General features: G+C 46.2%; 18 protein-coding genes, 1 tRNA gene and 1 other annotated feature. Of the genes, 4 read left to right on the top strand and 15 right to left on the bottom strand.

Annotated features, from left to right (window positions below; translation table 11 throughout):
- Position 1: 1 nt before the first annotated feature.
- Both CS921_RS07360 and CS921_RS07355 read right to left on the bottom strand, forming a co-directional pair.
- Complete coding sequence (locus CS921_RS07360) at positions 2-523, bottom strand: dihydrofolate reductase family protein (protein WP_099222513.1); 522 nt, start codon at positions 521-523, stop codon at positions 2-4.
- The gene (locus CS921_RS07355) at positions 516-1538 is read right to left on the bottom strand and encodes a zinc-binding alcohol dehydrogenase family protein (RefSeq protein WP_099222512.1); all 1023 of its coding nucleotides are present in this window, start codon (positions 1536-1538) and stop codon (positions 516-518) included. Before CS921_RS07355 ends, CS921_RS07360 begins: the two co-directional genes overlap by 8 nt.
- Before the next feature lie 328 nt (positions 1539-1866).
- On the opposite strand from CS921_RS07355, the gene CS921_RS07350 reads away from it, so the two are divergent.
- Positions 1867-2406, top strand: a complete 540-nt coding sequence (locus CS921_RS07350; RefSeq protein ID WP_099222511.1) for a cyclic nucleotide-binding domain-containing protein — start codon at positions 1867-1869, stop codon at positions 2404-2406.
- A gap of 65 nt (positions 2407-2471) precedes the next feature.
- On the opposite strand, the gene CS921_RS07345 is transcribed toward CS921_RS07350, so the two are convergent.
- Both CS921_RS07345 and CS921_RS07340 read right to left on the bottom strand, forming a co-directional pair.
- Positions 2472-2747 carry a hypothetical protein gene (locus CS921_RS07345; RefSeq protein WP_099222510.1) on the bottom strand — a complete coding sequence of 92 codons (276 nt, stop codon included), beginning with the start codon at positions 2745-2747 and terminating at the stop codon, positions 2472-2474.
- 66 nt (positions 2748-2813) lie between these two features.
- Positions 2814-3638, bottom strand: a complete 825-nt coding sequence (locus tag CS921_RS07340; protein WP_420843745.1) for an HAD family hydrolase — start codon at positions 3636-3638, stop codon at positions 2814-2816.
- 103 nt (positions 3639-3741) lie between these two features.
- Between CS921_RS07340 and CS921_RS07335 the strand changes: the two genes are divergently transcribed.
- The gene (locus CS921_RS07335) at positions 3742-4617 is read left to right on the top strand and encodes an alpha/beta hydrolase (RefSeq protein ID WP_162921712.1); all 876 of its coding nucleotides are present in this window, start codon (positions 3742-3744) and stop codon (positions 4615-4617) included.
- A 192-nt stretch (positions 4618-4809) separates the two neighbouring features.
- Here CS921_RS07335 and fdhD read toward each other — a convergent pair whose 3' ends face one another.
- From fdhD to fdhF, 3 genes are read right to left on the bottom strand one after another with little or no spacing between them, the layout of a single operon-like run.
- Positions 4810-5601 (bottom strand): formate dehydrogenase accessory sulfurtransferase FdhD, encoded by a 792-nt coding sequence (gene fdhD / locus CS921_RS07330; RefSeq protein ID WP_099222506.1) that lies wholly within the window; start codon positions 5599-5601, stop codon positions 4810-4812.
- A 57-nt stretch (positions 5602-5658) separates the two neighbouring features.
- The gene (locus CS921_RS07325; protein ID WP_099222503.1) at positions 5659-6135 is read right to left on the bottom strand and encodes a helical membrane plugin domain-containing protein; all 477 of its coding nucleotides are present in this window, start codon (positions 6133-6135) and stop codon (positions 5659-5661) included.
- Complete coding sequence (gene fdhF, locus CS921_RS07320) at positions 6128-9118, bottom strand: formate dehydrogenase subunit alpha (protein WP_099222501.1); 2991 nt, start codon at positions 9116-9118, stop codon at positions 6128-6130. The genes CS921_RS07325 and fdhF overlap by 8 nt, the downstream gene beginning before the upstream one ends.
- Before the next feature lie 247 nt (positions 9119-9365).
- Positions 9366-9612 (top strand) — a binding site (T-box leader).
- Positions 9613-9723: 111 nt separating this feature from the next.
- On the opposite strand from fdhF, the gene CS921_RS07315 reads away from it, so the two are divergent.
- Entirely contained in the window at positions 9724-10584 is an 861-nt protein-coding gene (locus tag CS921_RS07315) for an SAM hydrolase/SAM-dependent halogenase family protein (RefSeq protein ID WP_099222499.1), read from the top strand.
- Positions 10585-10643: 59 nt separating this feature from the next.
- Here the strand turns inward: CS921_RS07315 and ppx are convergent, their stop codons facing one another.
- From ppx to CS921_RS07280, 7 genes are all read right to left on the bottom strand, one after another.
- Positions 10644-11600 carry an exopolyphosphatase gene (gene ppx / locus CS921_RS07310; protein WP_099222497.1) on the bottom strand — a complete coding sequence of 319 codons (957 nt, stop codon included), beginning with the start codon at positions 11598-11600 and terminating at the stop codon, positions 10644-10646.
- Between the two features lie 5 nt (positions 11601-11605).
- Entirely contained in the window at positions 11606-13732 is a 2127-nt protein-coding gene (locus tag CS921_RS07305; RefSeq protein WP_099222495.1) for an RNA degradosome polyphosphate kinase, read from the bottom strand.
- Positions 13729-15264 carry a Ppx/GppA phosphatase family protein gene (locus CS921_RS07300; protein WP_099222493.1) on the bottom strand — a complete coding sequence of 512 codons (1536 nt, stop codon included), beginning with the start codon at positions 15262-15264 and terminating at the stop codon, positions 13729-13731. The genes CS921_RS07305 and CS921_RS07300 overlap by 4 nt, the downstream gene beginning before the upstream one ends.
- Before the next feature lie 109 nt (positions 15265-15373).
- Positions 15374-16183, bottom strand: a complete 810-nt coding sequence (gene proC, locus CS921_RS07295) for a pyrroline-5-carboxylate reductase (RefSeq protein WP_099222491.1) — start codon at positions 16181-16183, stop codon at positions 15374-15376.
- On the bottom strand, positions 16180-16623 hold the full coding sequence (locus CS921_RS07290) for a GNAT family N-acetyltransferase (RefSeq protein ID WP_099222489.1): 444 nt from the start codon (positions 16621-16623) through the stop codon (positions 16180-16182). Before CS921_RS07290 ends, proC begins: the two co-directional genes overlap by 4 nt.
- Before the next feature lie 120 nt (positions 16624-16743).
- Positions 16744-18234 (bottom strand): MDR family MFS transporter, encoded by a 1491-nt coding sequence (locus tag CS921_RS07285; protein ID WP_099222487.1) that lies wholly within the window; start codon positions 18232-18234, stop codon positions 16744-16746.
- A 99-nt stretch (positions 18235-18333) separates the two neighbouring features.
- On the bottom strand, positions 18334-19224 hold the full coding sequence (locus CS921_RS07280; protein WP_099222485.1) for a TetR/AcrR family transcriptional regulator: 891 nt from the start codon (positions 19222-19224) through the stop codon (positions 18334-18336).
- Between the two features lie 321 nt (positions 19225-19545).
- Between CS921_RS07280 and CS921_RS07275 the strand changes: the two genes are divergently transcribed.
- Positions 19546-21315 carry a 1-deoxy-D-xylulose-5-phosphate synthase gene (locus CS921_RS07275; protein WP_099222483.1) on the top strand — a complete coding sequence of 590 codons (1770 nt, stop codon included), beginning with the start codon at positions 19546-19548 and terminating at the stop codon, positions 21313-21315.
- A 355-nt stretch (positions 21316-21670) separates the two neighbouring features.
- Here CS921_RS07275 and CS921_RS07270 read toward each other — a convergent pair.
- Positions 21671-21743: transfer RNA gene (locus CS921_RS07270), tRNA-Thr, on the bottom strand.
- Between the last annotated feature and the right edge of the window lie 45 nt (positions 21744-21788).

The following is a 21788-nucleotide window of genomic DNA, read 5'->3' as shown; positions in this document are numbered from 1 at the left end:
TTTATTCCTCCACATTTTTGTAAATTAGTTGGGCAAATTGTCCGAAACGTGTGACTTCTTCAAGCTCAAGTGTATGTGTGTCATCCTGTTCAAAAAGCGGAACACCTTTTCCAAGTATGATCGGTGCAATCGTCAAAACAAATCGATCGATGGCTTTCTCTTTCAAAAATTGTTTGACGAGCTGCGCACCTCCCACCAGCCAGACATGCTCCCCCTCAATTTCATTCAGCCAATTGTCGACCGTCCCAGATACAAAATCCGCATACTCATCTCGCGTGCCTGATTTTGTGTTGGAAAAAACATAGACATCCTTTTTGCTGTACGGGAACGTATCCGTCAATGAAAAAATCTGCTGATACGTGGTCCGCCCCATGACAACGGTATCTACATTATCAAAAAACGCCTCATACCCTGTGTCGCCTTCGCTGTCGATCGATTCCAGCCAACCGACACTGCCATCTTCATCCGCGATATACCCGTCCAGACTTACTGCAATATAAAGTGAGACTTGTTTTTCACTCATTTTCATCAAACCCCTTTACAACTAATTTTCCAATTGACCGCCCTTCTTCCAGTATCCGATGTGCCTCTTTCATTGTCGCCGCATTAAATGGTTCTAAGACCTGATGGACCGTTGAAACAAGTTCTCCTTTGTCAAAAAGATGCGCGGCTTTTGTCAAGATTTCATGCTGCCTGATCATCGTATCTGTCTGATATTTGGCGCGCGTGAACATAAACTCATTTACGAAGGTAGCGCTTTTGTCTTTAAGAAGCGACATGGAAACCGGCTCAGTCAGCTCCACAATCGAGCAAATTTTTCCTTCTGGGGCAATCATTTCCTGCATGACATCAAAATAACGCGTTGTATCATGGAGACAAAGGATATAGTCGACCGTCTGCCTCCCTTGCCGTTCCAGCTGTTCCGGTAGCGACTGGTGATGATCCAGGATGGTCGTAGCTCCGTGACGTTTTGTCCATTCAATGGTTTCTTCCCGCGAAGCTGTTGCCAGCACTTCCAAGCCTGCCAGTTTAGCCAGCTGTGTGGCAATAGAGCCTACGCCGCCTGCCCCGTTAATGATGAGAATCGTCTTGCCGCTGTCTTTTTCCGCCTTAATCCCCAATCTGTCGAACAATGCTTCCCATGCAGTCAGGGTTGTAAGAGGCATGGCGGCTGCTTCTACGTCGCTTAATTTTTCAGGTTTTAGTGCTGCCAACCGTTCGTCAATCAATGTATAGGCTGCATTGCTTCCCTGTCTTGTCACATCTCCCGCGAAATAAACCTTATCGCCCTTTTGAAAAAGAGTCACTTGCTCCCCGACTTCGACGACTTCCCCGACAGCATCATAGCCTAAAATTCGCGGCTCTTTTTCCAGCTTTTCTTTGGGACTGCGCTGCTTGGTGTCGACTGGATTTACTGAAATGGCGCTTACTTTGACCAATAAATCATGTGGCTTCGGTTGAGGGACAGATACAGTTAAATCTAAAAGACTTTCTGCTTCATCAATGGACAGATAACGATAAAATCCGACCGCTTTCATTTTTATGCACTTCCTTGTAATATTTTCATTCCCGCATTTTTAGTTAATCATGCAACAATTTGATTAAATTTTCCCGACTTTTTTAGTTTGCAAACTTTTCAAATTGAAAAAGCTGTTAGAAAAAAATTAATTTGAACTTTATATGCGGAATTTTTTATCAGTCGATTCCGACATAATAACGCCAAAAACGACTCGATTATCAATTTTTTTTATTTATTTCACCAAATAACCTTTAAAAGTTTCACAAAATATTCACAGACAAAGCAAAGTTAATATTGTTATCATAGTATTATAAATTTAAATACATTAATTACTAGGAGATAAAAATATGGGAAAAGCTACATTACAATTAAAAAAAGGTGACATTTTAAAAAAATCTGACTTTGACGGAAAATATCTGCTCATTTTAGAAGGCTACATGAGTTTAAACCTAGCGGAAGAAATTCCCGTTCAATACTATTCACAAAAACATCTTATTTCCTTAGACGATGTCAATGAAAATCTTTTTTATCTTGCCAAAACACCCACTCAATTGCTTGCGCTTGAAAAAGATATGATCGAACCCAAATATTTAAAAACCAGTCGCGAAGAGTATCAGCACTACCGGAGTTTGTATATGTCCTCTGAGGAGCGTGTTAAATATAATCTGTGCTATTTGGGAGAGCGCTTGGGGACAAAAACAGACCGCGGTATTGAACTGCCTTCTTTCCTCAATCAAAATGAGTTTGCTAACTATTGTAATATTTCCCGTGTTTTCCTAAATTCATTGATGAAACGGTTAAAAGAAGATGATTTTCTACTTTCTACCAAACGCCCGTGGCTAATCTGCCCGAATAAATCTGCTGAACAAATACCGGTTAACAACTAAGCCTACTATTTTCCATACAAAAAGCCTGACGCATGCGTGATTCACCCTCTGCGCCAGGCTTTTTTTCAACTTTTTTCGTCTAATAGTTCTGCTTCATCAAACTTTAGCTTTAAATTTCGATCGCCGCATTTGAGCTTGAGTTTTCCACCTTTTGGAAGCTCCTCCTCCGCGGACTTATTTGCCTGAAGCAGATATTTACTGCCTTTTTTCAGAAGTGGAATCGCGATGATGACGCCAATCAAGGTCAGGAATGCCATGATTCCGATAAAAACAAGGCTCACTCCCGCCGCAATGACAAATGCTTTTTTTACACAATGACCTAAATCAAACTTTTCTTCCATCTGCACCATCTCCTTCACTTGGTACATCCATCATACCACGCGAGGAGAAAAAGCAAAAAGAATAGCTTAGAGCTTGTCTAAAATAAAGCGTCCTACACCGCCTTCTTCATTCGATAACCCGATAAAGTCTGCTTTTTCCTTTGCTTGAGGAATTCCGTTTGCCATCGCCACGCCAATTTCTGCCAGTTCAATCATGCCGGCATCATTTTCATTATCACCAAATGCAATGGTATGCGCCAAATCCAAATAACCCTGCTCGGCCAAAAAGCGCAGCCCTTTTGCCTTGTCGATTCCTTCATTCATGATGTCGATCAGATTGGCCGCTGAGGAAAGCACGGCCATGCCACTGTCTGCCAAAACTTCTTTGATTTGCTGCTGTTTCGCCTTATCCCCTTCAATGATGAGCAGTTTAAGCGGAAATTCCCCTTCATTAAGGATCGCCAGCGGATCTTTTGTCACTGTGAGTGGAACTTGTTCATTTTCAGGCAAATGCTTGTTTTGCTCGGTGAAAAATGCGATTTTCCCAGTGTAGGATGGGCCCAAAATCCGATCCGTCGTATAAATATGATAGTCAACCTCAAGCGGTGCTAGTAGCGCTAACAGTTCGGCAATTTTTGTTAGCTCAATATCGCTTTTATAGAGAATCTCACCTGTTCCAAAATCGCGCACTAAGCCGCCGTTGCAAGAAATCACCGGCATGCTGATTTTCAGCGCATGAATAAACGGCAAAATGGCCAGATCTAGTCGACCAGTTGCCAGAAATAGTTTTTTCCCTGCCGCCTGCCATTTTGACAGTACCTCTTGATTCAGCGGATGGATCGCATCGCCTTTTTTCAATAATAAAGTCCCATCCATATCTGTTACAATCGTATCAATTTGTTTTTCTATCACATGAACCGTTCCCTTCCGCTTTACAAATAGTGTATAGTGGCATTATAGCGAAGTTTACAGTTGTTGTCACGCAGCTGTTTTCATGAAAATGGGAGGATTTCCAATGTCAAAACGTTTGATTGCAGCTCTTTTAGCGGTGGTCGTTTTGGTTAGCGCGGCCATGCTAACACTCCATTTCACCCAACAAAAAGCTGCCGAAAAACCGGCAGCCGTCGACCTAAGCAAACAAGTCCCGATCATTGCCATTCACGGCACAGGCGGCGGGACGTATACATTCGATGAGGCGCGGGAAGCACTTACTCGGCGTGGTGAAATCCGTGGCGAATTGGCGGTTACGGTTCGGCATGACCAATCGCTCGAGTTTAGCGGCAGCTTGGATCAGAATGCCCAGCATCCATTTATTTCGATCGCCTTTGAGGAGAATGAGGCTGAACCAAGTGAGTGGGCAAATGGGCTCACGGGCGCTTTAAAAGAATTAAAACGTCTTTACCAGTTCAAAGAGGTCGACGCGCTCGGCTACTCGAACGGCGGACTGGCACTGGTCGACTATCTGGAAAAACCGGAAAGCAAAACAGGGCTCCCAGATATGCGCCGCTTGATCGTACTCGGTGCCCCGTTCAATGACCTCGATATGGAACAAAACGAGGAGCCTGTCTCGGCTGATGACACGGAGGAGCATTCCGATATGCTGGATGATCTCCTCAGCAAGAAAAATCAGATTCCCGCTTCCCTTGAAGTCCTGTCTGTTGCTGGCAATCTTGAGGATACAGACTCAGACGGTATCGTGCCGCTCGAAAGTGCGCTCAGCTCGCGGCTGATTTTTGAGCATCAGGCGAAGGACTATCAGGAAATCGTGCTTACAAGTCCAGATGCCGATCATGGCAATCTGCCTGACTTGCCGGAAGTGACCGATCTGATGGAGCGTTTCTTTATTCATTCGCAGCAGGTCGACAGTCTGGATTTGCAGATTGATTCTTAAATTCTTTTCAATTTAGTCGTTGTTTTGTCATATTTATTCGGTATGATAAAAACAATTCACAGGAAAGGGTTGATTCATATGCGCAAAAAACTTTTAGTCAGTCTATGTGTAGCTGTTGTTGGAGCCGGTTCTGCTATTCTTTACAATACCTATTCCCGAAAAGAGATTTACGATGACCCTCATCACGAGTGGCTATTTTAGCAAAATACGTTCTGCGCCTGAATAAATATTAAAGCGGTTGTGGCGAATAAAGCCTACGGTCGTCAAGTTGAGCTCCTCGGCCATTTTAACAGCCAGCTCTGTTGGTGCCGAACGTGATAACAGGATGCCACAGCCGATTTTAGCCGTTTTGACGAGGATTTCAGAAGAGATGCGGCCGCTAAAGGCAATCACTTTATCCTCCACTGCCAGCTGATGAACGAGCGAATAGCCGTAAATTTTATCAAGGGCATTGTGCCGCCCAATATCCATTCGGCTGACGAGCAGCTGCTCTGTACTGCAAAGCGCCGCATTGTGGACGCCGCCGGTTTCTTGGAAGGTCGCAGAAGAAGCTTCAAAGGTGTCCATCAGATGGAAAATGGCATCTGGCGTCAGTCGAACGTTCGTGTCATTATGCGTTTCAAGAAGCGATGCATCCGCCTGAAAGTAAAAGTTCTCGCGTGACTTGCCGCAGCAGCTAGTGATGTAGCGTTTAGCGCGGTATTTGGCATTAAATTGGTTCACGAAGCTGGCTGTCACCTGGGCATGACCGCTCGACTCAATGAGTTCGATTCGGTCAATATCAGCCGGGCTGCGGACGATTCCCTCCGAAGTCAAAAAGCCTACGACCAAATCTTCCAAATAGTCGGGTGAGCAAACGATCGTCACGAGTTCGGCACCGTTCAAATAGATGGTCAGCGGATATTCGACGGCCACCGGTTCTGCTCTAGTGCCGCTCTCCCCCTTTTGATAAAACGTAATCGGAAGCTGCTTTTTGGTTTCCATTTTTGACACCTCTTTTTGAAAAGCCGAGTCTGCTTGATCGCAGGCCCGGCTTTTATTTTACTTCAAATTTTCGCCCATTCCTTTTAAAAAAGTGAGGCCGTAGCGCAAGGCTCGATTCACATCTGGGTCCTTCAAGGCTTTCATCAAGCCAAACAGCCCGATGATTTCCTCGCTTTTAGCACTTTCTTCGGCTTGTTTGGCGGTTTCTTTCATTTTTTTGATGATCGCTTCGGTTTGTTCGGGTTTCGTTTCTGTCAAAAGCTGGCTGGTGAGCATCAAATTGTTGATGGCATTCGTGGTAGGTTCTTTGCGCCATTCATTCAAGAAAGTTTTGGCAATCTCTTCTTTGGCTTTTACAGCACTATTTACGGCTTCCAAGGCCCCTGCTTCATTCAACAGGCGGACAAATTCAATCATTTCTTTAAAGCCGGAATCCTCTTTGGCAAACGCGTCTTTTAGTTCCTGCAAATGCTCGGCCTGCTGTTCTTCCAGTGTCGGCCCTGTTTCACGAATTTTTGAAATTGGTTCAGCCATTTTGCTCACTCCTTTTCTCTTTACAGCCGCATTTCCCGCCGCATGCACAGTTTACTTTTGAAATTGGCTGGTAGTCGGCGCGCGCCCATTTCCGTTCGACCTCTACGCCATTTTGCGGATAACGTTTGCGGTTGCGCGGATTATGATCGGGCAGCGGATTTTTGCCTTTTTTCTCCAATACTTGCAGGGCAACCTTGGTTTGCTTATAGGCAGGTGTCTTAGTCCTGACATCGCCGGCGCTTGAAGTGAGCAAGTTCACGGCGGTTTCGCTGCTGACAGAATGCATCGGCACATAGACTTCATGACCTTTCATGCGATCGGTTACAACGGCGCGCAGTTTAATTCGACCATAAGGCGAGCTGAGCCGAACAAGCGAACCACTTTCAATCGCGCGCTCTTTGGCCAGTTCCGGTGATACTTCCACGAATACTTCCGGCAATTTGTAATCCAGCCCTTTGGATTTATCGGTCAAGTTGCCTTCATGAAATTGTTCAAGCAGGCGCCCATTGTTGAGCTGCAGATCAAATTCTTCTGGAAATTCGATTGGTGGAATATACGGCAATGTGGAAAATCTCGCTAGACCATCTGGAAAATTAAATCGTTCTTCGTAAAGAAGCGGCATATCTTTTCCCGCGGCATCAACCGGCCAGACGAGGCTGTCGAAACCTTGCATCCGGTCATAATTTACCCCGCTAAAGAACGGTGCCAGAGAGGCGATTTCATCCATGATTTGGCTTGGATGCGTGTAGCCCCAGTCAAAGCCTAGTTTTTCAGCCAGTGCTGTTATGATCCACCAATCTGGCTTGGAGTCTCCAAGTGGCGGCATCACTTCATAGAGACGCTGAATCCGGCGTTCCGTATTGGTAAAGGTTCCTTCTTTTTCAAGCGACGGGGAGGCTGGGAAAACGACATCGGCAAACTGAGCTGTTTTGGATAAAAAGACGTCCTGCACAACAAAGAAATCCAATTTGGCGAGCGCTTCCTGCACATGGTTCACATTGGAATCCACCCAGGCCATTTCTTCTCCGACCAAATACATGGCATGCAGCTCACCGCGTTCAATCGAATCCAGCATTTCATTATTCTTTAATCCCGGTTCACTTGAAATCGGCACACCATATGCCTGCTCAAATTTACCGCGAATCCCCTCATCTGCAAGCGGTTGAATCCCGGGAAGCACATTCGGAAGCGACCCCATATCGCAGGCGCCTTGCACATTATTATGCCCCCGCAGCGGATAGGCACCTGCGCCGTGACGGCCAAAATTCCCCGTTACAAGGAGCAGATTGGCAATCGCCGAGGAAGTATGCGATCCAGCAATATTTTGCGTCACACCCATGCCCCAGCAAACGGCCGTTCCATCTGCTTCATGGATGGCCTGCGCGATTTCTTTCAGCGTCGCACGACTGATCCCGGTTTCACGTTCTGCATATTCAAGCGTGAAGGGCTGCAAAAAGGCAAGATATTCCGCCTGATTGAACGTCCGACTTTCCATGAAGGCCTGATCATGCCAGCCCTGATCAATCATGTATTTCGCCACAGCCGTCAGCCAGACAAAATCGGTGCCCTGTTTAGGATGAATGAAAAGATCGGCACGTTCTGCCATCTCATGTTTGCGTAAATCAGACACAATCAGTTTTTGCCCGTTATACTTATGCGCACGTTTGATGCGGCTTGCTAGAACGGGATGTCCGTCAGCTGGTGAGCAGCCTACCAGAATCACCAGCCCCGCCGACTCAATATCATCTGCCGTTCCCGAGTCAGCCCCGATTCCGACAGTTCTTGTCAAGCCGTCCGATGCTGGCGCCTGACAATAACGTGAGCAGTTGTCGATATTGTTGGTTTCAAAGACTTGCCGAGCCATTTTCTGCATCAGATAATTTTCTTCATTGGTCGTCTTGGAAGAGCTGATAAAGCCGAGTGCATCGTTCCCGTGCTCAGCCTGAATTTCGCGAAGTTTGGTGGCCACATGCGCAAGTGCCGTCTCCCATGAAGCTGGCACAAATTCGTCCCCTTCCCGAATGAGCGGCGTTGTAAGGCGCTTATCACTATTCACAAAATCCCAACCGAATTTCCCTTTCACACAAGTCGCAAATTTGTTCACAGGGCCCTCCCCGGTCGGCTCGACTTTTAAAATTTTCCGGTCCTTCGTCCAGACTTCAAAGGAACAGCCCACACCGCAGAATGTGCAGACGGTTTTTGTTTTTTTAGTTCGGGTGTCACGCATGGCCGCTTCCATTTCGGAAAGCGCAAAAACCGTTTGATAATTCGGCTCGACTTTTTTCACCATATCGATCATCGGTTCCAGCACATCTTCGTCAAGCCCCGTCATAAAGCCAGCCTGACCGAGCATCGATTTTTCCATCATGGCATTACATGGACAAACCGTCGAACACAACCCGCAGGACACGCAGCTCGACAAGTTGGCCGGCTTGTCATCATCCCAAATGACCCGTGGCTGTTCTCTTTCCCAGTCGATCGACAATGTTTCATTCACTTGGACGCTCTGGCAGGCCTCCACACAACGCCCGCAAAGAATACATTGATCCGGATCATAGCGGTAAAATGGATGCGAAAAATCATTCAGATAGCCTTTTTCACGGTAAGGCCGCTCCTGAGCCTCAATCCCCAGCATTTCTGTCGTATTATGTACGCGGCAGTTCCCATTATTATTATCGCAAACCGTACAATAAAGCAGATGATTCTCCAAAATTCGATCCATCGCTTCAAGCTGGGCATCTGTCGCTTTTTCAGAATCTGTTTGGATCGCCATCCCGTCCTCTATTTCCGTACTGCAAGCCCGCATCAATTCACCGTTCACTTCGCACATACAGGTGTCGCAAGATTGAATGGGCCCCATCTGCTTGCTATAGCATATATGCGGATGGGACATTTCTTGTTCGTTCAAGTAGTCAAGGATTCGTTTCCCAGCCTCCACTTGATGCACCTTGCCATTGATCGTCACTGTCACCTTACTGCTCACACGCTTTTCCTCCTTCGATCCCCGCTGTCACTGCTCGATCATTGCTTGTAAAGGAAGCGGTTTCATTCTTAAAATTACTTTTATTATAACAGTTATCAATTTAGAATTACAGTAAAACCCGCCATTGAGAAAGGTTATCAAATAGCATGGTTGTGCGGTTTTTCACGGATACGAATTATTAACTGAACAATTCGGCAAATCACAAAATTCTTGATTGACATTCACTTTTGAATCGGGTATGCTAGGGCTAATAGCGATGACAAGAAAGAGTAAGCAGCTTGTTTTTCAAAAAGAGAGCTTTGATATTGGTGAAACAAAGCAAAAGCACCTGCCGAAAATGATCTTCGAGCTGTATATCTGAATTTTCCAGTAAGATATACCGGTACGGCCCCGTTATCATAGCCAGAAGTATCAGCTCCGGCTTGTACTTTTCTAAAGGCAGATGGACGAATCATCTGCAAAGTAAGGTGGTACCGCGAAATCTCGCCCTTATTCCAAATTGTGGATAAGGGCGTTTTTTTATTGACGTAAAGCGTATTTAAGCTAGAAAAAGCGTCCTGATTTTCTTTGCACGCGTCAAAATTCAGAAGGGTGGTCACACAAAAATGAATAAATTAATTGTCTTGCAATCAGATTTTGGCTTAAGTGATGGAGCGGTCAGCGCCATGTATGGTGTCATCAAAACTGTCGACCGAACACTTTCAATCAATGATTTGACCCATCAAATCCCGCAGTTCAATATTTGGGAAGCCTCTTATCGCCTCCTTCAAACGGTGCATTATTGGCCGAGTGATACCATTTTTGTTTCAATCGTCGATCCAGGCGTGGGCTCCCGGCGGCGCAGTGTTGTAGCACGACTTTCAAACGGTCAGCTGATCGTCACACCGGACAATGGGACGCTGACACACCTTGCTCATACTGGACTTATTGAAAAAGTACGCATCATTGATGAAACGAAAAACAGATTGCCGAATTCCGGCGAGTCGCATACGTTTCACGGCAGGGATATTTTTGCCTATACGGCGGCGCGTCTGGCAAGTGGGCATATCTCTTTTGCGGATATTGGAAAGCCGCTTGCACCGGAACAGCTGGTTCAACTAGATGTCGCAGAATCTTATCAGACGGATGAGGCTCTTTTTGGCACGATTGACATTATTGACCGCCCGTTTGGCAACCTGTGGACCAATATCGAGCGAAAACAGTTCGTCCAATTTGGCGCACGTTACGGGGAAGCTTTTGAGTTGTCGATCAGCCATCACAATCGAGATATTTACCGCAATTACATGACTTACAGCCGGACTTTTGCGGAACTGCGAATTGGCGAACCGCTGCTCTATGTGAATTCACTCGATCACATTGGTATCGGCATCAATCAAGGTTCATTTGCGGGCGCTTATGCGGTGGGCACTGGGACTAGCTGGAAAGTGGTACTGCGCCGTCCTTCCGCTCCATATAAAAGTCTCTGAAACGCCGGGACCGGCCGCTAAAAGCGGAACCGCTACACGGAGCTTCAGAGACTGTGTGCCTATTTGTTGTCAGTTTCGGCAATTAAACCGTTCGTCTGCATTTGATGAAAGTGGTCGTAAAACACGCCTTCGCGCAAGCCATACTGCGAAAAAATCAGCCGGTCGGAATCAAGAAACCGCATCAGCGCCGTTAGTGGTGTGATTCCGCCAACAATGATATCCGCACGTTCGCGTGAAAGCCCCGGAATCGCACCGCGTTCCTCAAGGTCTTTTGAGATGATTTCTTCAAAAATATCATACACTTCAAAATCGCGCATTTTAAAGCCGTGCAGATTTTCAAAATCCAAAATTTCCCGTCTGCGGCGCTCGATTTTGGCAATTGTCCGGTTGCTGCCGCCCAGTGCGACGACTGGCAGGTTGTGTCCTTTTCGCAGCCACCAGACGCCATTATATAGCTTGTCGATCGACGTCATCAGGTTGAAAAGTGCGGCTGCCGAAATGTGATCCTTATTTAAGAAGCGCTCGCTTAAATTGACCGCCCCATAAGGTAAGCTGATCAGATTGATTGGCCGGTCATTTTGAACGAGAATCAGCTCCGTGCTACCACCGCCTGTATCGATAATTACACAGTTGGTAACAGGAAGCGTGTTGATAATGCCCAGATAATCATAGTAAGCCTCTTGATTGCCGCTGATCACCTCTAGCTCAATCCCCGCCTCTTCTTTGACCCGCGTTAAGAATTTCTTCTGATTGACCGCTTGACGTGTGGCTGCCGTGGCGACCGCGCGCATCTTCAGCTGATCGAATTCACGGCTTTTTTTATGGAATTTTTTCAAGGCCTCGACCGTTCGCTTCATGGCGGCATCCTGCAATTCTTTCTTTTCGCCCATTTTTTCCGAAAGTCGAACCATTTCCTTCATTTGGCAAACCACTTCAAAGCTGCCATCCTCTTCAATCCTTGTAATCGTCATTCGCGCCGAGTTTGAACCTAAATCAATCACCGCAAAATGTTCCATCAGCCTCACTCCTCATCCTCTTCTTGTTTCATCGGGATAAACACCCGCGACTTACTTTTTAGTTCGATTGCTTCTGCTTCACTTTTCTTCTCAGCCGCCTCCATAAACCACTGCTGCGAACTGAACTGCTGTTTGCCGCGCTTATCTAATTTATGATAGCTACCATCCGCGCGCAGCACACGCGTCTTCACGTTATCTGCAAACATTTGACCAAATTCCGCCATAATCCGCTGCCTGATTTTTTCATCCTGAATGGGAAAAAGCAGCTCGACACGCCGGTTTAAATTTCGATGCATCAAATCCGCACTCGATAAATAAAGACGCTCTTCCCCGCCAGCACCAAAATAATAGATTCGGCTGTGTTCAAGCAACCGGCCAACGATCGAATGCACGGTGATATTTTCACTCAAGCCCTTTACCCCCGCCCGCAAACAACAGATCCCGCGAATTAGCAGCTCGATTTTCACGCCCGCTTCCGATGCCTGATACAGCGCTTTAATCATTTCTGTATCTGAAAGGGAGTTCATCTTCATTTTGATGATGGCCGGTTTGCCTTGGCGGGCAAGTTCCGCCTCTTGTTCAATCTGATCGACCAGCTCGCTGCGCAGCCAGTGCGGCGCAATCGTCAACTGATGGAAGACCGGCGGCTCCGAGTAACCGGAAATCATATTAAAAATATTCGAGGCGTCGATGCCCATTTCCGCATCAGCTGTCAGAAGCCCCAGGTCCGTATAAAATCGAGCGGTAATATCATTATAATTCCCCGTTCCCATGTGCATATAGCGGCGAATGCCATCCGCTTCTCGCCGGACGACCAGTGTCAGCTTGCAATGCGTTTTCAGCCCAATAAGTCCGTAAATCACGTGACAGCCGGCCTTTTCAAGCTCCTGCGCCCAGTGGATATTATTTTCTTCATCGAACCGCGCCTTGACTTCAAGCAGCACGGTGACTTGCTTGCCATTTTCAGCCGCCTCGCCTAGATAGCGAATGATTGGCGAATCGCCTGAAACGCGGTAAAGCGTCATTTTGATTGCCAGTACATCCGGATCGTGTGCCGCCTGCCGGATAAAATCAACCACTGTTTGAAAGGAATCGTACGGATGGTGGAGAAAAATGTCCTGACTGCGAATCAGCTCGAATAAGTTGGCCGTTTGCAGATGGCTGGCTAGATAGGGCTTGAACGGCGGGTAGACCAAGGCCCTGTGCCCCTCGATTTGCCCCGCCAGTTTTCCTAGAAAGGTCAGATCGAGCGGACCCTTGATGCGATAAATTTCATCTTCATCGACTTTCAGTGCTTTCACAAGCCGTTTGCTCAGATGCTTGCTGATTTCCGCCTCCACTTCCAATCGAATCACCGCACTGCGTTCCCTTTTTTTCAACTGCTCTTCAATCTCTTTCAGCAAATCCGAAGCATCCTGTTCCGCCACATCCATGTCCATATTTCGCATGATCCGGTAGCAGGCAGTTTCCTTCAACTTATATCCGAGGAAAAAACGCGCCAGATAGTGCTTAATAATCTCCTCCAGCAAAATAAAATCATTCGGAGCATCCGGCAGTTTGACCACCCGCGGAAAAATAGTCGGCACCTGCACCGTGGCAAACTCCTTCTTCTTCGGCTCATCCTCCTTGTAAATCAAAGCGGCGATATTCAAACTGGTATTGACAATCAGTGGAAACGGCCGCGCGGAATCGACCGCCATCGGTGTGACAACCGGATAGATCTCCTGCTCAAAGTAATGTTTGATAAATTCCATCTGCTTATCCGTCAACTGGTGAATTTTACGCAGATTGATCTGATGCTCTCCCAGCAGCTTTAAGAGTGTCCGATTCCATGTATTGTACTGCTTGTCCGTCATCTGATGCGTTTTTTCATTGATAGCATGCAGCTGCGCACGCGGTGTTAACCCTGCCGCATCCGGTTTTTTATAATCAACTGAAACCATCTTTTTGAGCGATGCCACCCGCACCATAAAAAATTCATCCAGATTGCTGGCTGTGATCGCAAGAAATTTCAGCCGTTCAAGCAGTGGATTCTCTTTGTCCCGCGCTTCTTCCAAGACACGATAATTAAAGTCGAGCCAACTCAGCTCACGATTCGTAAAATGATCAGGTTCTGCAAATTTTTCCGTCATGAGAGTCCACCCTTTTCTATAATTTGTGGTTTGATTCCATACACTTCCGCAAAAAATTCTGCCTTTTCATCAAATGTCCATTTTTCAAGCATCAAATCATCATTCGCCCATACTGAAATCTGCAACAGCTCTTTTTTCAGCGAAACAGAAATCCGTTCAACCTTCTGCTGATGACTGTCATCCAGTGCATCTGCAATGCGCAAAATCGCCGTCAGCTTGGCAATTGTCAGCCGCGTTGCCGTATCATATCGACCAAAATTTTCCAATCCGGCTGAGGGCGTTTCCGTACTGTGATAGCGCGCCACAGCCGCCACGATTTTTTGCTCCGTTTCCGATAAGCCAATCAATTCCGTCGCCTCAATCAGATATTCCGAGTGCACGTAATGATTATTCATATCGATAAAGCTACCAACATCTTGCAAAATTGCCGCCAGTTCCAGCAACAACCGCTCTCTTTTTTTCAATCCGTGCAGCGATTTTAATTGGTTGAAAAGGTGAAGCGCGAATTTACGTACAATCTCGCTGTGTTTCTGATCGGTCATGTACCTGCGTGAGATATGTTCAGCCGAAGCAATCAAGTCCTCATTAAAGTCATGGCTCAGTTTAATTTTCTTATAGCGAATCGACTCCTCCACCAGGATTCCATCCACCAGTTCCGCATCCGAAAGCAAAATACTCTCCGCCCCCGTCACCTTTAAAAGCTCCTTCAAAAGCATCGCAGAAGGTAGCAGTTGACTGATCGCATCGTAGGAAAGCTGATACTTTTTCGCCAAAACCTGTTCCGGCATCTCGAGCATGTGCATGTAGAGCTGGTCAAAATAGTCCCGCGTAATTTGATGATCCTCTGAGCCGCCCATAAACGCCTGCTTAAAAAATAATAAGTCCGTCCCGATCAGAATAAAGTGTTTGTAGGCCACATCTTTCGGCGCAAATTGGGCATAGTCGCGAATCTTGCTAAAGATGAAATCCTCCAACAAATCCGCAAAATTACTCGTCTGCACCTTAAGCTCCGCCAGAAGTTCCCGTACCCGCAGCGGCCCCAGCTTGATATTGCGCGAAAACATAAACTCGCCTTCATCATAAACCGTCAGCTGAATACTGCCCGAACCAATATCGATCAGCATGGTGCCCTCACTGATCAGCTGGCTAAAATTGGGCGTTTTGAGAGCGGCCGCCTGACTATGTAAAAATCGTTCCTCCGCATTCGATACCCAGGCAATCTCAAGCCCCGTCTGCAAACGGATCTGTTCTTTTACATATTCGGCATTGAGCGCTTCCCGGACAGATGCTGTAGCCACCGCCCGATATTCCGTTACATCATAATCCCGCATCAGTTGAACAAATCCAGCCAGAGCCGTCGAAGTCTCATGCATGGTGCTGGCAGCAATTGTTTTGTGATTATAAATGTCCGTCCCGATCGATACATCCGCACGCAGCGCCTCCAGAACCTCTTGCCGACTGATATCCATGATTTTAAGCGTCACACTTTGCGAGCCGATTGTCACCGCTGAAAATAATTTTGGTTTGACCATGCTGCTCCCCCACTTCCTTTTTCTCTTAGTATAGCCGAAAGATGCCCATCTTAATCGATTATTTTCAAGAAAAAAACCCTGTCTTCACAATCAAGACAAGGTTTCACCGTCAACTATTTTCCGTCATTTCTTTTTCCCGTGCAATTGTCGCTTCCACACTCTTCATGACAGCCGAAATAAAAGCTTCATCTTCAAGCGCCGCCACACCAGCAATCGTCGTCCCACCCGGCGAGCAGACCTTATCAATCAGGCTGAATGGATGCTCCCCGCTCTCAAGCACCATCTTGGCACTGCCCAGAACCGTTTGCGCCACAATCTCCACGGCTTTTTGTTTCGGCATCCCGGCTTTCAGCGCACCGCGAGCCAATGAATCGATAAACAGATAAATGAAGGCAGGCGAACTACCAGCAATCGCCGCAAAAATACTGAACTCACTTTCATCCAGCACCATGGTTTTGCCTACTGCTCCAAAAATCATTTCTGCCGCTTGCAAATCTTTCTCCGTAACAAACGAATTGGCACAGATGCCCGACATGGATTCCCCAATCGTCGCATTGACATTCGGCATGACGCGGACAATTCGATGATCACCACCTGTAAGCTCAGCCAGCTGGTCGAGCGTCAGTCCAGCGGCAATCGAAATTACGAGCGGACGACTGGCCTGCAGATCCTCCCGAAGCGGCGCCAGCACTTTTTGAAACATATTTGGTTTCACAGCCAGAATCAGCACATCCACGTCCCGCACCAGTTGCCCCGCATCTTGGACAGCCGTGATGCCCGTTTTCTCGCTAAAAGCCTGCACCTTTTCAAAAGTCCGGCTCGCTACATGGATATTTTTCGGCGTAAGCACACCTTTTTCAAGCAACCCGCCGATGATTGCTGTTGCCATATTTCCCAAACCAATAAATCCTACCTTCATGATTCGCCACGTCCTTTTAAAAATAATTCGTAATATTTCCCTTCCAAAGGGTCCATACCTTCTCCAATGACTTTAAAATTCATTTTCTGATAAAAAGTGAGCGCCGTTTCATTTTTAGCCACACACTTGAGTGTATAATCAACCGGCCCTTTCGCAACCAAAAATTGCAGCAGCTGCGTCGCAATCCCATGCCCCTGCCAGTCATTTGCAATAAACAGCAGATGGATAAAATTTTCCGGCTCATAGACCGAAATAAAGCCGATCGGTTCACCATTTTCATCTTGATAAAGCCAAATCCGCTCATCATGCGTCAGTCGATCGAAGTCTTCCAGCACAATCTGCCTTTCCTCCAGCCAGAAAAAGTGCTGCCTCCGACTCTCTGCAAAAATATCACGCAGTTTTGGAAAATCCTCTGCCAAAGCTTCCCGTATTTCCCCCATCTTCTCACATCCTCATCTACAACAAATCATACCACGCATGGCCATTTTTTTCGACTAAAAAAAACCTGAAATCAGCCAGAAACAGCAATTGTCCAGCTGCCCCCCGATTTCAGGACTTGATCAAACATTTTCTTTTATGGTTTTGCTGACGATTGCCGGTTTTTGTTTGTTCTTAACAAAGAAACTCAGCACCATGCCGATTGCAGAAAAGATGACCGCCACTAGAAAAGCCGCTTTCATCCCATCCAGGCTAGCGTCCATTGCTTTTTGAGCAAAGCCGGCCGGATCCGTTGCAGCCAGCATTTTGTCCGGCATCTGATCTTTCGTTACATTCGTCAAAACGGTAATCAGAACAGCCGTCCCGATCGAACCGGCAATTTGGCGAATCGTATTATTGACCGCCGAACCGTGATTGATCAGCTCATTCGGTAAAGCATTCATTCCAGCCGTCCCAATCGGCATCATCGCCATCGAAATCCCCAAGAACCGGATCGCATAGAATACAACAATGTACCAAAGTGGCGTATCAGCTGTCAGGAACATAAATGGAATTGTACCGAGCGTCAAAATTGTCAGCCCGCTAATGCTCAACCATCTAGCCCCAATTTTATCAAAAATGATCCCCGTAATCGGACTCATGATCCCCATGACAATAGCTCCCGGTAAGAGCAGCAGACCGGATTGCAGCGCCGTCTCACCACGAATAGACTGAATGTAAAGCGGCAGGACGATTTCTGCGCCGATCATGGCCATCGTGACAATCGAACTCAAGATGACAGATAGGGAGAAAATCGGATAGCGGAATACGCGAAACTCAAGCATTGGATGCTCGATCGAGAGTTGCCGCCAGATAAAGAGTACTGTAACAACCGCTCCGATAATGAGTGTGGTCACAACGACCGGGTCTCCCCAACCATCATTTCCGGCAGAACTAAAGCCATAGAGCATCGAACCGAAGCCCACAGATGATAGAATAATCGACAGAATGTCAATTTTATTTTCTTTTAAAGCCACGACCTTTTTCATTCCAAAGAAAGCTAGAATAATGTCAAAAACAGCAATTGGAATCAGCACGATAAACAGAACGCGCCAGTCATAAGAGTCGACGATCCAGCCTGAAAGTGTCGGGCCAATCGCTGGTGCAAAAGCCATCACTAGCCCCATAATTCCCATCGCCGCCCCGCGTTTTTCACGAGGGAAGATCAGTAGAAAAATCGTTTGCAGAAGCGGCATCATAATCCCAGCTCCGGCAGCTTGAACGATCCGTCCTGTCAAGAGAATTGGAAAACTTTGAGCGACAGCCGCAATAACTGTACCGATCGTAAACACGACCATCGCTGTAATAAACAGCACTTTAGAACTGATTTTTTCAATCAGCATAGCGGTAATAGGAATCATAATCCCATTGGTCAGTAAGAACGCAGTCGTAAGCCATTGCCCAGTAGCCGCCGTAATATCCAGATCGTCCATGATCATCGGCAAGGCAGTGGCCAGAAGTGTCTGATTAAGAACCGCCACAAAAGCACCAACAATCATTGTTATAACGAGCAAATTCCGATTAAACGGTCTGCCGTTCACGTCTACAGGTTTTTCAGATGCTAAACTATTCAATTATAATTCCCCTTTCATTCATTTTCAAAATGATAGAGTTAGTATAAAGAAAAAGAACGATACAGTCAAGAATAAATGACCGCACCGTTCAAAAAAATTCTATAACAAATCATTCACAAATTTTTCAACCAGTAGCACTTCCTTGCTGAGCTCTTTCGGCGCCTGTTGTTTCAAGTAAAGCAGCGTCCCTTGAATAATAAAATCACGGGGCAGCTCCTTGTTGTTCAGCTCGACCAAAATCGCATTGAGTGACTCTTTATACTGCCACTTATCCGAATCCGCGATCGTAAGCGTATCGATTTTTTGCGTCAGCTGCTCCACACTCTTCCGTAAATTTGCCATTCGTTTATTCCGAAGCCCCACACTATCTGGAATGAAGCAAGCCGTATCCTCCTCTGTAATCATCACTTCTTTTGTCGCGATAATATCTGCTACGAGTGCATCCATTCTGTGAAACACATAAGGCACGATCTCATCCATCAGTTTATTTTCCTCTTTAGCCGCACCACTGACAAAGACAAACATAAAGGTCATCCCGACTAAGAGCAACGTCAGATCATTCACATATGGCTCCGTCTCCGCGCCATAAATCAATAGAATCTGCTTTTTCACCCATTCTAAGCTTCTAAGCCGCACACTAGCCAAAAATTGATTGAAATCATCATCAACCATCGCCTGCGAAAAAGTTATATTGAGAATCTCTGCATTTTTGCTATGAAATTCAATCAATACATTCATGGTTGCCATAAAATTCTCTTTTTTCGTATGTGTTTCATCCGCCATCATCCGTTCCAATTTCTGATGAAGCACGGAATATTCCTGTTTAAAAATGACAATCGCCAGTTCTTCTTTCGAGGTAAAATAATTGTAGAACGTCCCTTTTGAAATCCCGCTCGCCTCGACAATATCAGCCGCAGACGTCAGCAAATACCCTTTTTTACGAAAGATTGTTTTTGCCTCTGTAATGATTTTCCGTTTCTTATCTTTCAAGTTCTCAGCCCCTGATCCTTATTTTATACTTGTAGTATAGAATAAATAAACCGATAGTTCAATCTTGTTTATTTTCCAACTCTTGTTTCACTTCTACTACTCTTCGTTCAAATTCCTGCACACGGACAAAAAGATGCAAAAAACTGCCCCTTTCATCAATTTCCCGAAAGAAAACCTCGTGATTCTGCTACTCCCTCCATTATACCAGTTAGACCGTCAGTAAGAAAAATTTTTCACAAAACAGTTGACTTGGAGCCCACTCAAGGGTGTAAACTTAGCACAGTTCTTCACAAAAATAAAAATTAACCGAGGTGGCACATTTTGTCAAACACTACAGAAACCATCATTCTTGATCAAGTCCATGGTCCAGACGATGTAAAAAAATTAACGATTTCAGAAATGGAACAAGCAGCCAGAGAAATTCGCGAGCTAATTTTATTTAAAGACAGCCAACACGGCGGACATATCGGCCCGAATTTAGGCGTTGTTGAGCTCACCCTAGCATTTCATTATGTCTTTGATTCCCCAACGGATAAAATTGTATGGGACGTCTCCCATCAAGCCTACCCGCATAAAATTTTAACAGGTCGAAAATCCGGCTTTGAAGATCCCGCACATTTCACTGACATTACCGGCTACACCTCCCAGCATGAAAGTAAGCATGACTTTTTCACGGTCGGACATACTTCCACATCGATCAGCCTAGCAGTAGGTCTTGCCAAAGCACGCGATCTAAAAAACGAAAGCGGCAATGTACTGGCACTGATTGGCGACGGCTCCATGAGTGGCGGCTTAGCATTTGAAGGACTCAACAATGGCGCAGAACTAAACAGCAACCTAATCGTCATTTTCAATGATAATGAAATGTCCATCGATGAAAATTTTGGCGGACTCTACCGGACGCTGGCTGAACTTCGCGCCTCAAAAGGTACCTCAGAAAATAACCTTTTCAAAGCAATGGGCTTCGATTATCGCTACATTGAAGAGGGCAACGATTTGCAAACAATGATTGACACTTTCCAAAACGTCAAAGATATCGACCATCCAATCGTCCTCCATGTCCATACCGAAAAAGGACACGGTTTTGCAAAAGCCGTCGAAAATAAAATGCTCTATCACTGGCGCACCCCATTTGATTTAGAAACGGGCGAACCAATCAATCAAACAAGCGGCGAAAACTACAGCGACCTAATTGTCGACCAACTAACAAAAAAAATCGAAAGCGACCAGCTGCCAATTGTCACAATCAATGCCGCCATCCCTGGCATGTTTGGCCTAAAACGATTCCAAGCAGCCCATCCTGACCGCTACTTCGATGTTGGCATTGCAGAAGGCCATTCCATCACCTTTGCATCCGCTTTGGCATCTGCCGGTATCCGCCCAGTGGTTTTCCATTCGAGCACTTTCCTGCAACGGGCCTATGACCAGCTTTCGCATGACCTAGCCATCAATGACAATCCAGCTGTCCTCATCATCCGAGGCGGCTCCATCTCTGGCGGCGCAGTCACACACCAAGGCCTCTACGACATCCCAATCCTGTCGAGCATCCCAAATATCGTCTATCTGGCCCCTGCCACCTCAGAACAACTGACCGCCATGCTAGACTGGGCACTCACGCAAAAAGACCATCCAGTCGCCATCCGCATCCCAGAACACGGCGTCACTCACGGGGCACCAACAAGTCGCGACTATTCCAAACCGCACTATGAAGTCACACATCTAGGCGACACAGTGGCCATTTTAGCACTCGGCGGCTTCTTCCAGTTAGGCCAAGAGGTTCACCAAAAGTTGGCCGCATCAGGAATAAATGCCACTCTGATCAATCCTCAATTTATCACGGCTTACGACCAAGTGACCCTTGAACGCCTAAAAGCCAATCATCAGCTCGTGCTAACCCTAGAAGACGGCAGCCTGTCCGGCGGCTTCGGTGAAAAAATCGCTCATTACTACGGCGACAGCTCCATCAAAGTAAAATCCTTCGGTGCAGCCAAAGAATTCACAGATGAAATCCCACAAGCAGAGCTTTATGAGCGCTATGGTTTGAGTGCTGAAAATATTGCCAGCACAGCGCTTGACCTCATCAAGAAATAAGCTTTTAACAGCCAATAGGAGTCAGCGGTAATAAAGAAGTTCTACTCTAATGAAAATAAGAAAGAATCGAAAATCATGTTTTATAGACTGCTCGCCTATCATTAGCTTGACAGGCGAGCATCTAACAAGCCTCTTCATAAAGATGGCTTCACATGATTTTCGATTTTTCTTTCATTCATTTAAGTGGATTAGTTATTATTTAGTTGATGGGCACATTTTCATTCCAGCTTTTTAAACCTTCCTAGTTGAAGATAGTCATCCTTATCTTATAAAAAAACGGTTTTTGATAAATAAAAAAAGACAACGGTGCTGATAGTACTATCAGCACCGTTGTCTTTTGCAAAGAATTTCATTAAGCCACTTGCCGGGCTTGAACCGGCGACCCCTTCCTTACCATGGAAGTGCTCTACCAACTGAGCTAAAGCGGCAAAATAATTTTTTATACAAAAAAATGGCTCCACAGGCAGGACTCG

The sequence above is a fragment of the Listeria costaricensis genome (assembly GCF_900183385.1).
GTDB classification, from domain to species: domain Bacteria; phylum Bacillota; class Bacilli; order Lactobacillales; family Listeriaceae; genus Listeria; species Listeria costaricensis.
The sequence above is the reverse complement of the archived record's forward strand: the minus strand, read 5'-3'. Positions and strand labels throughout refer to the sequence as shown.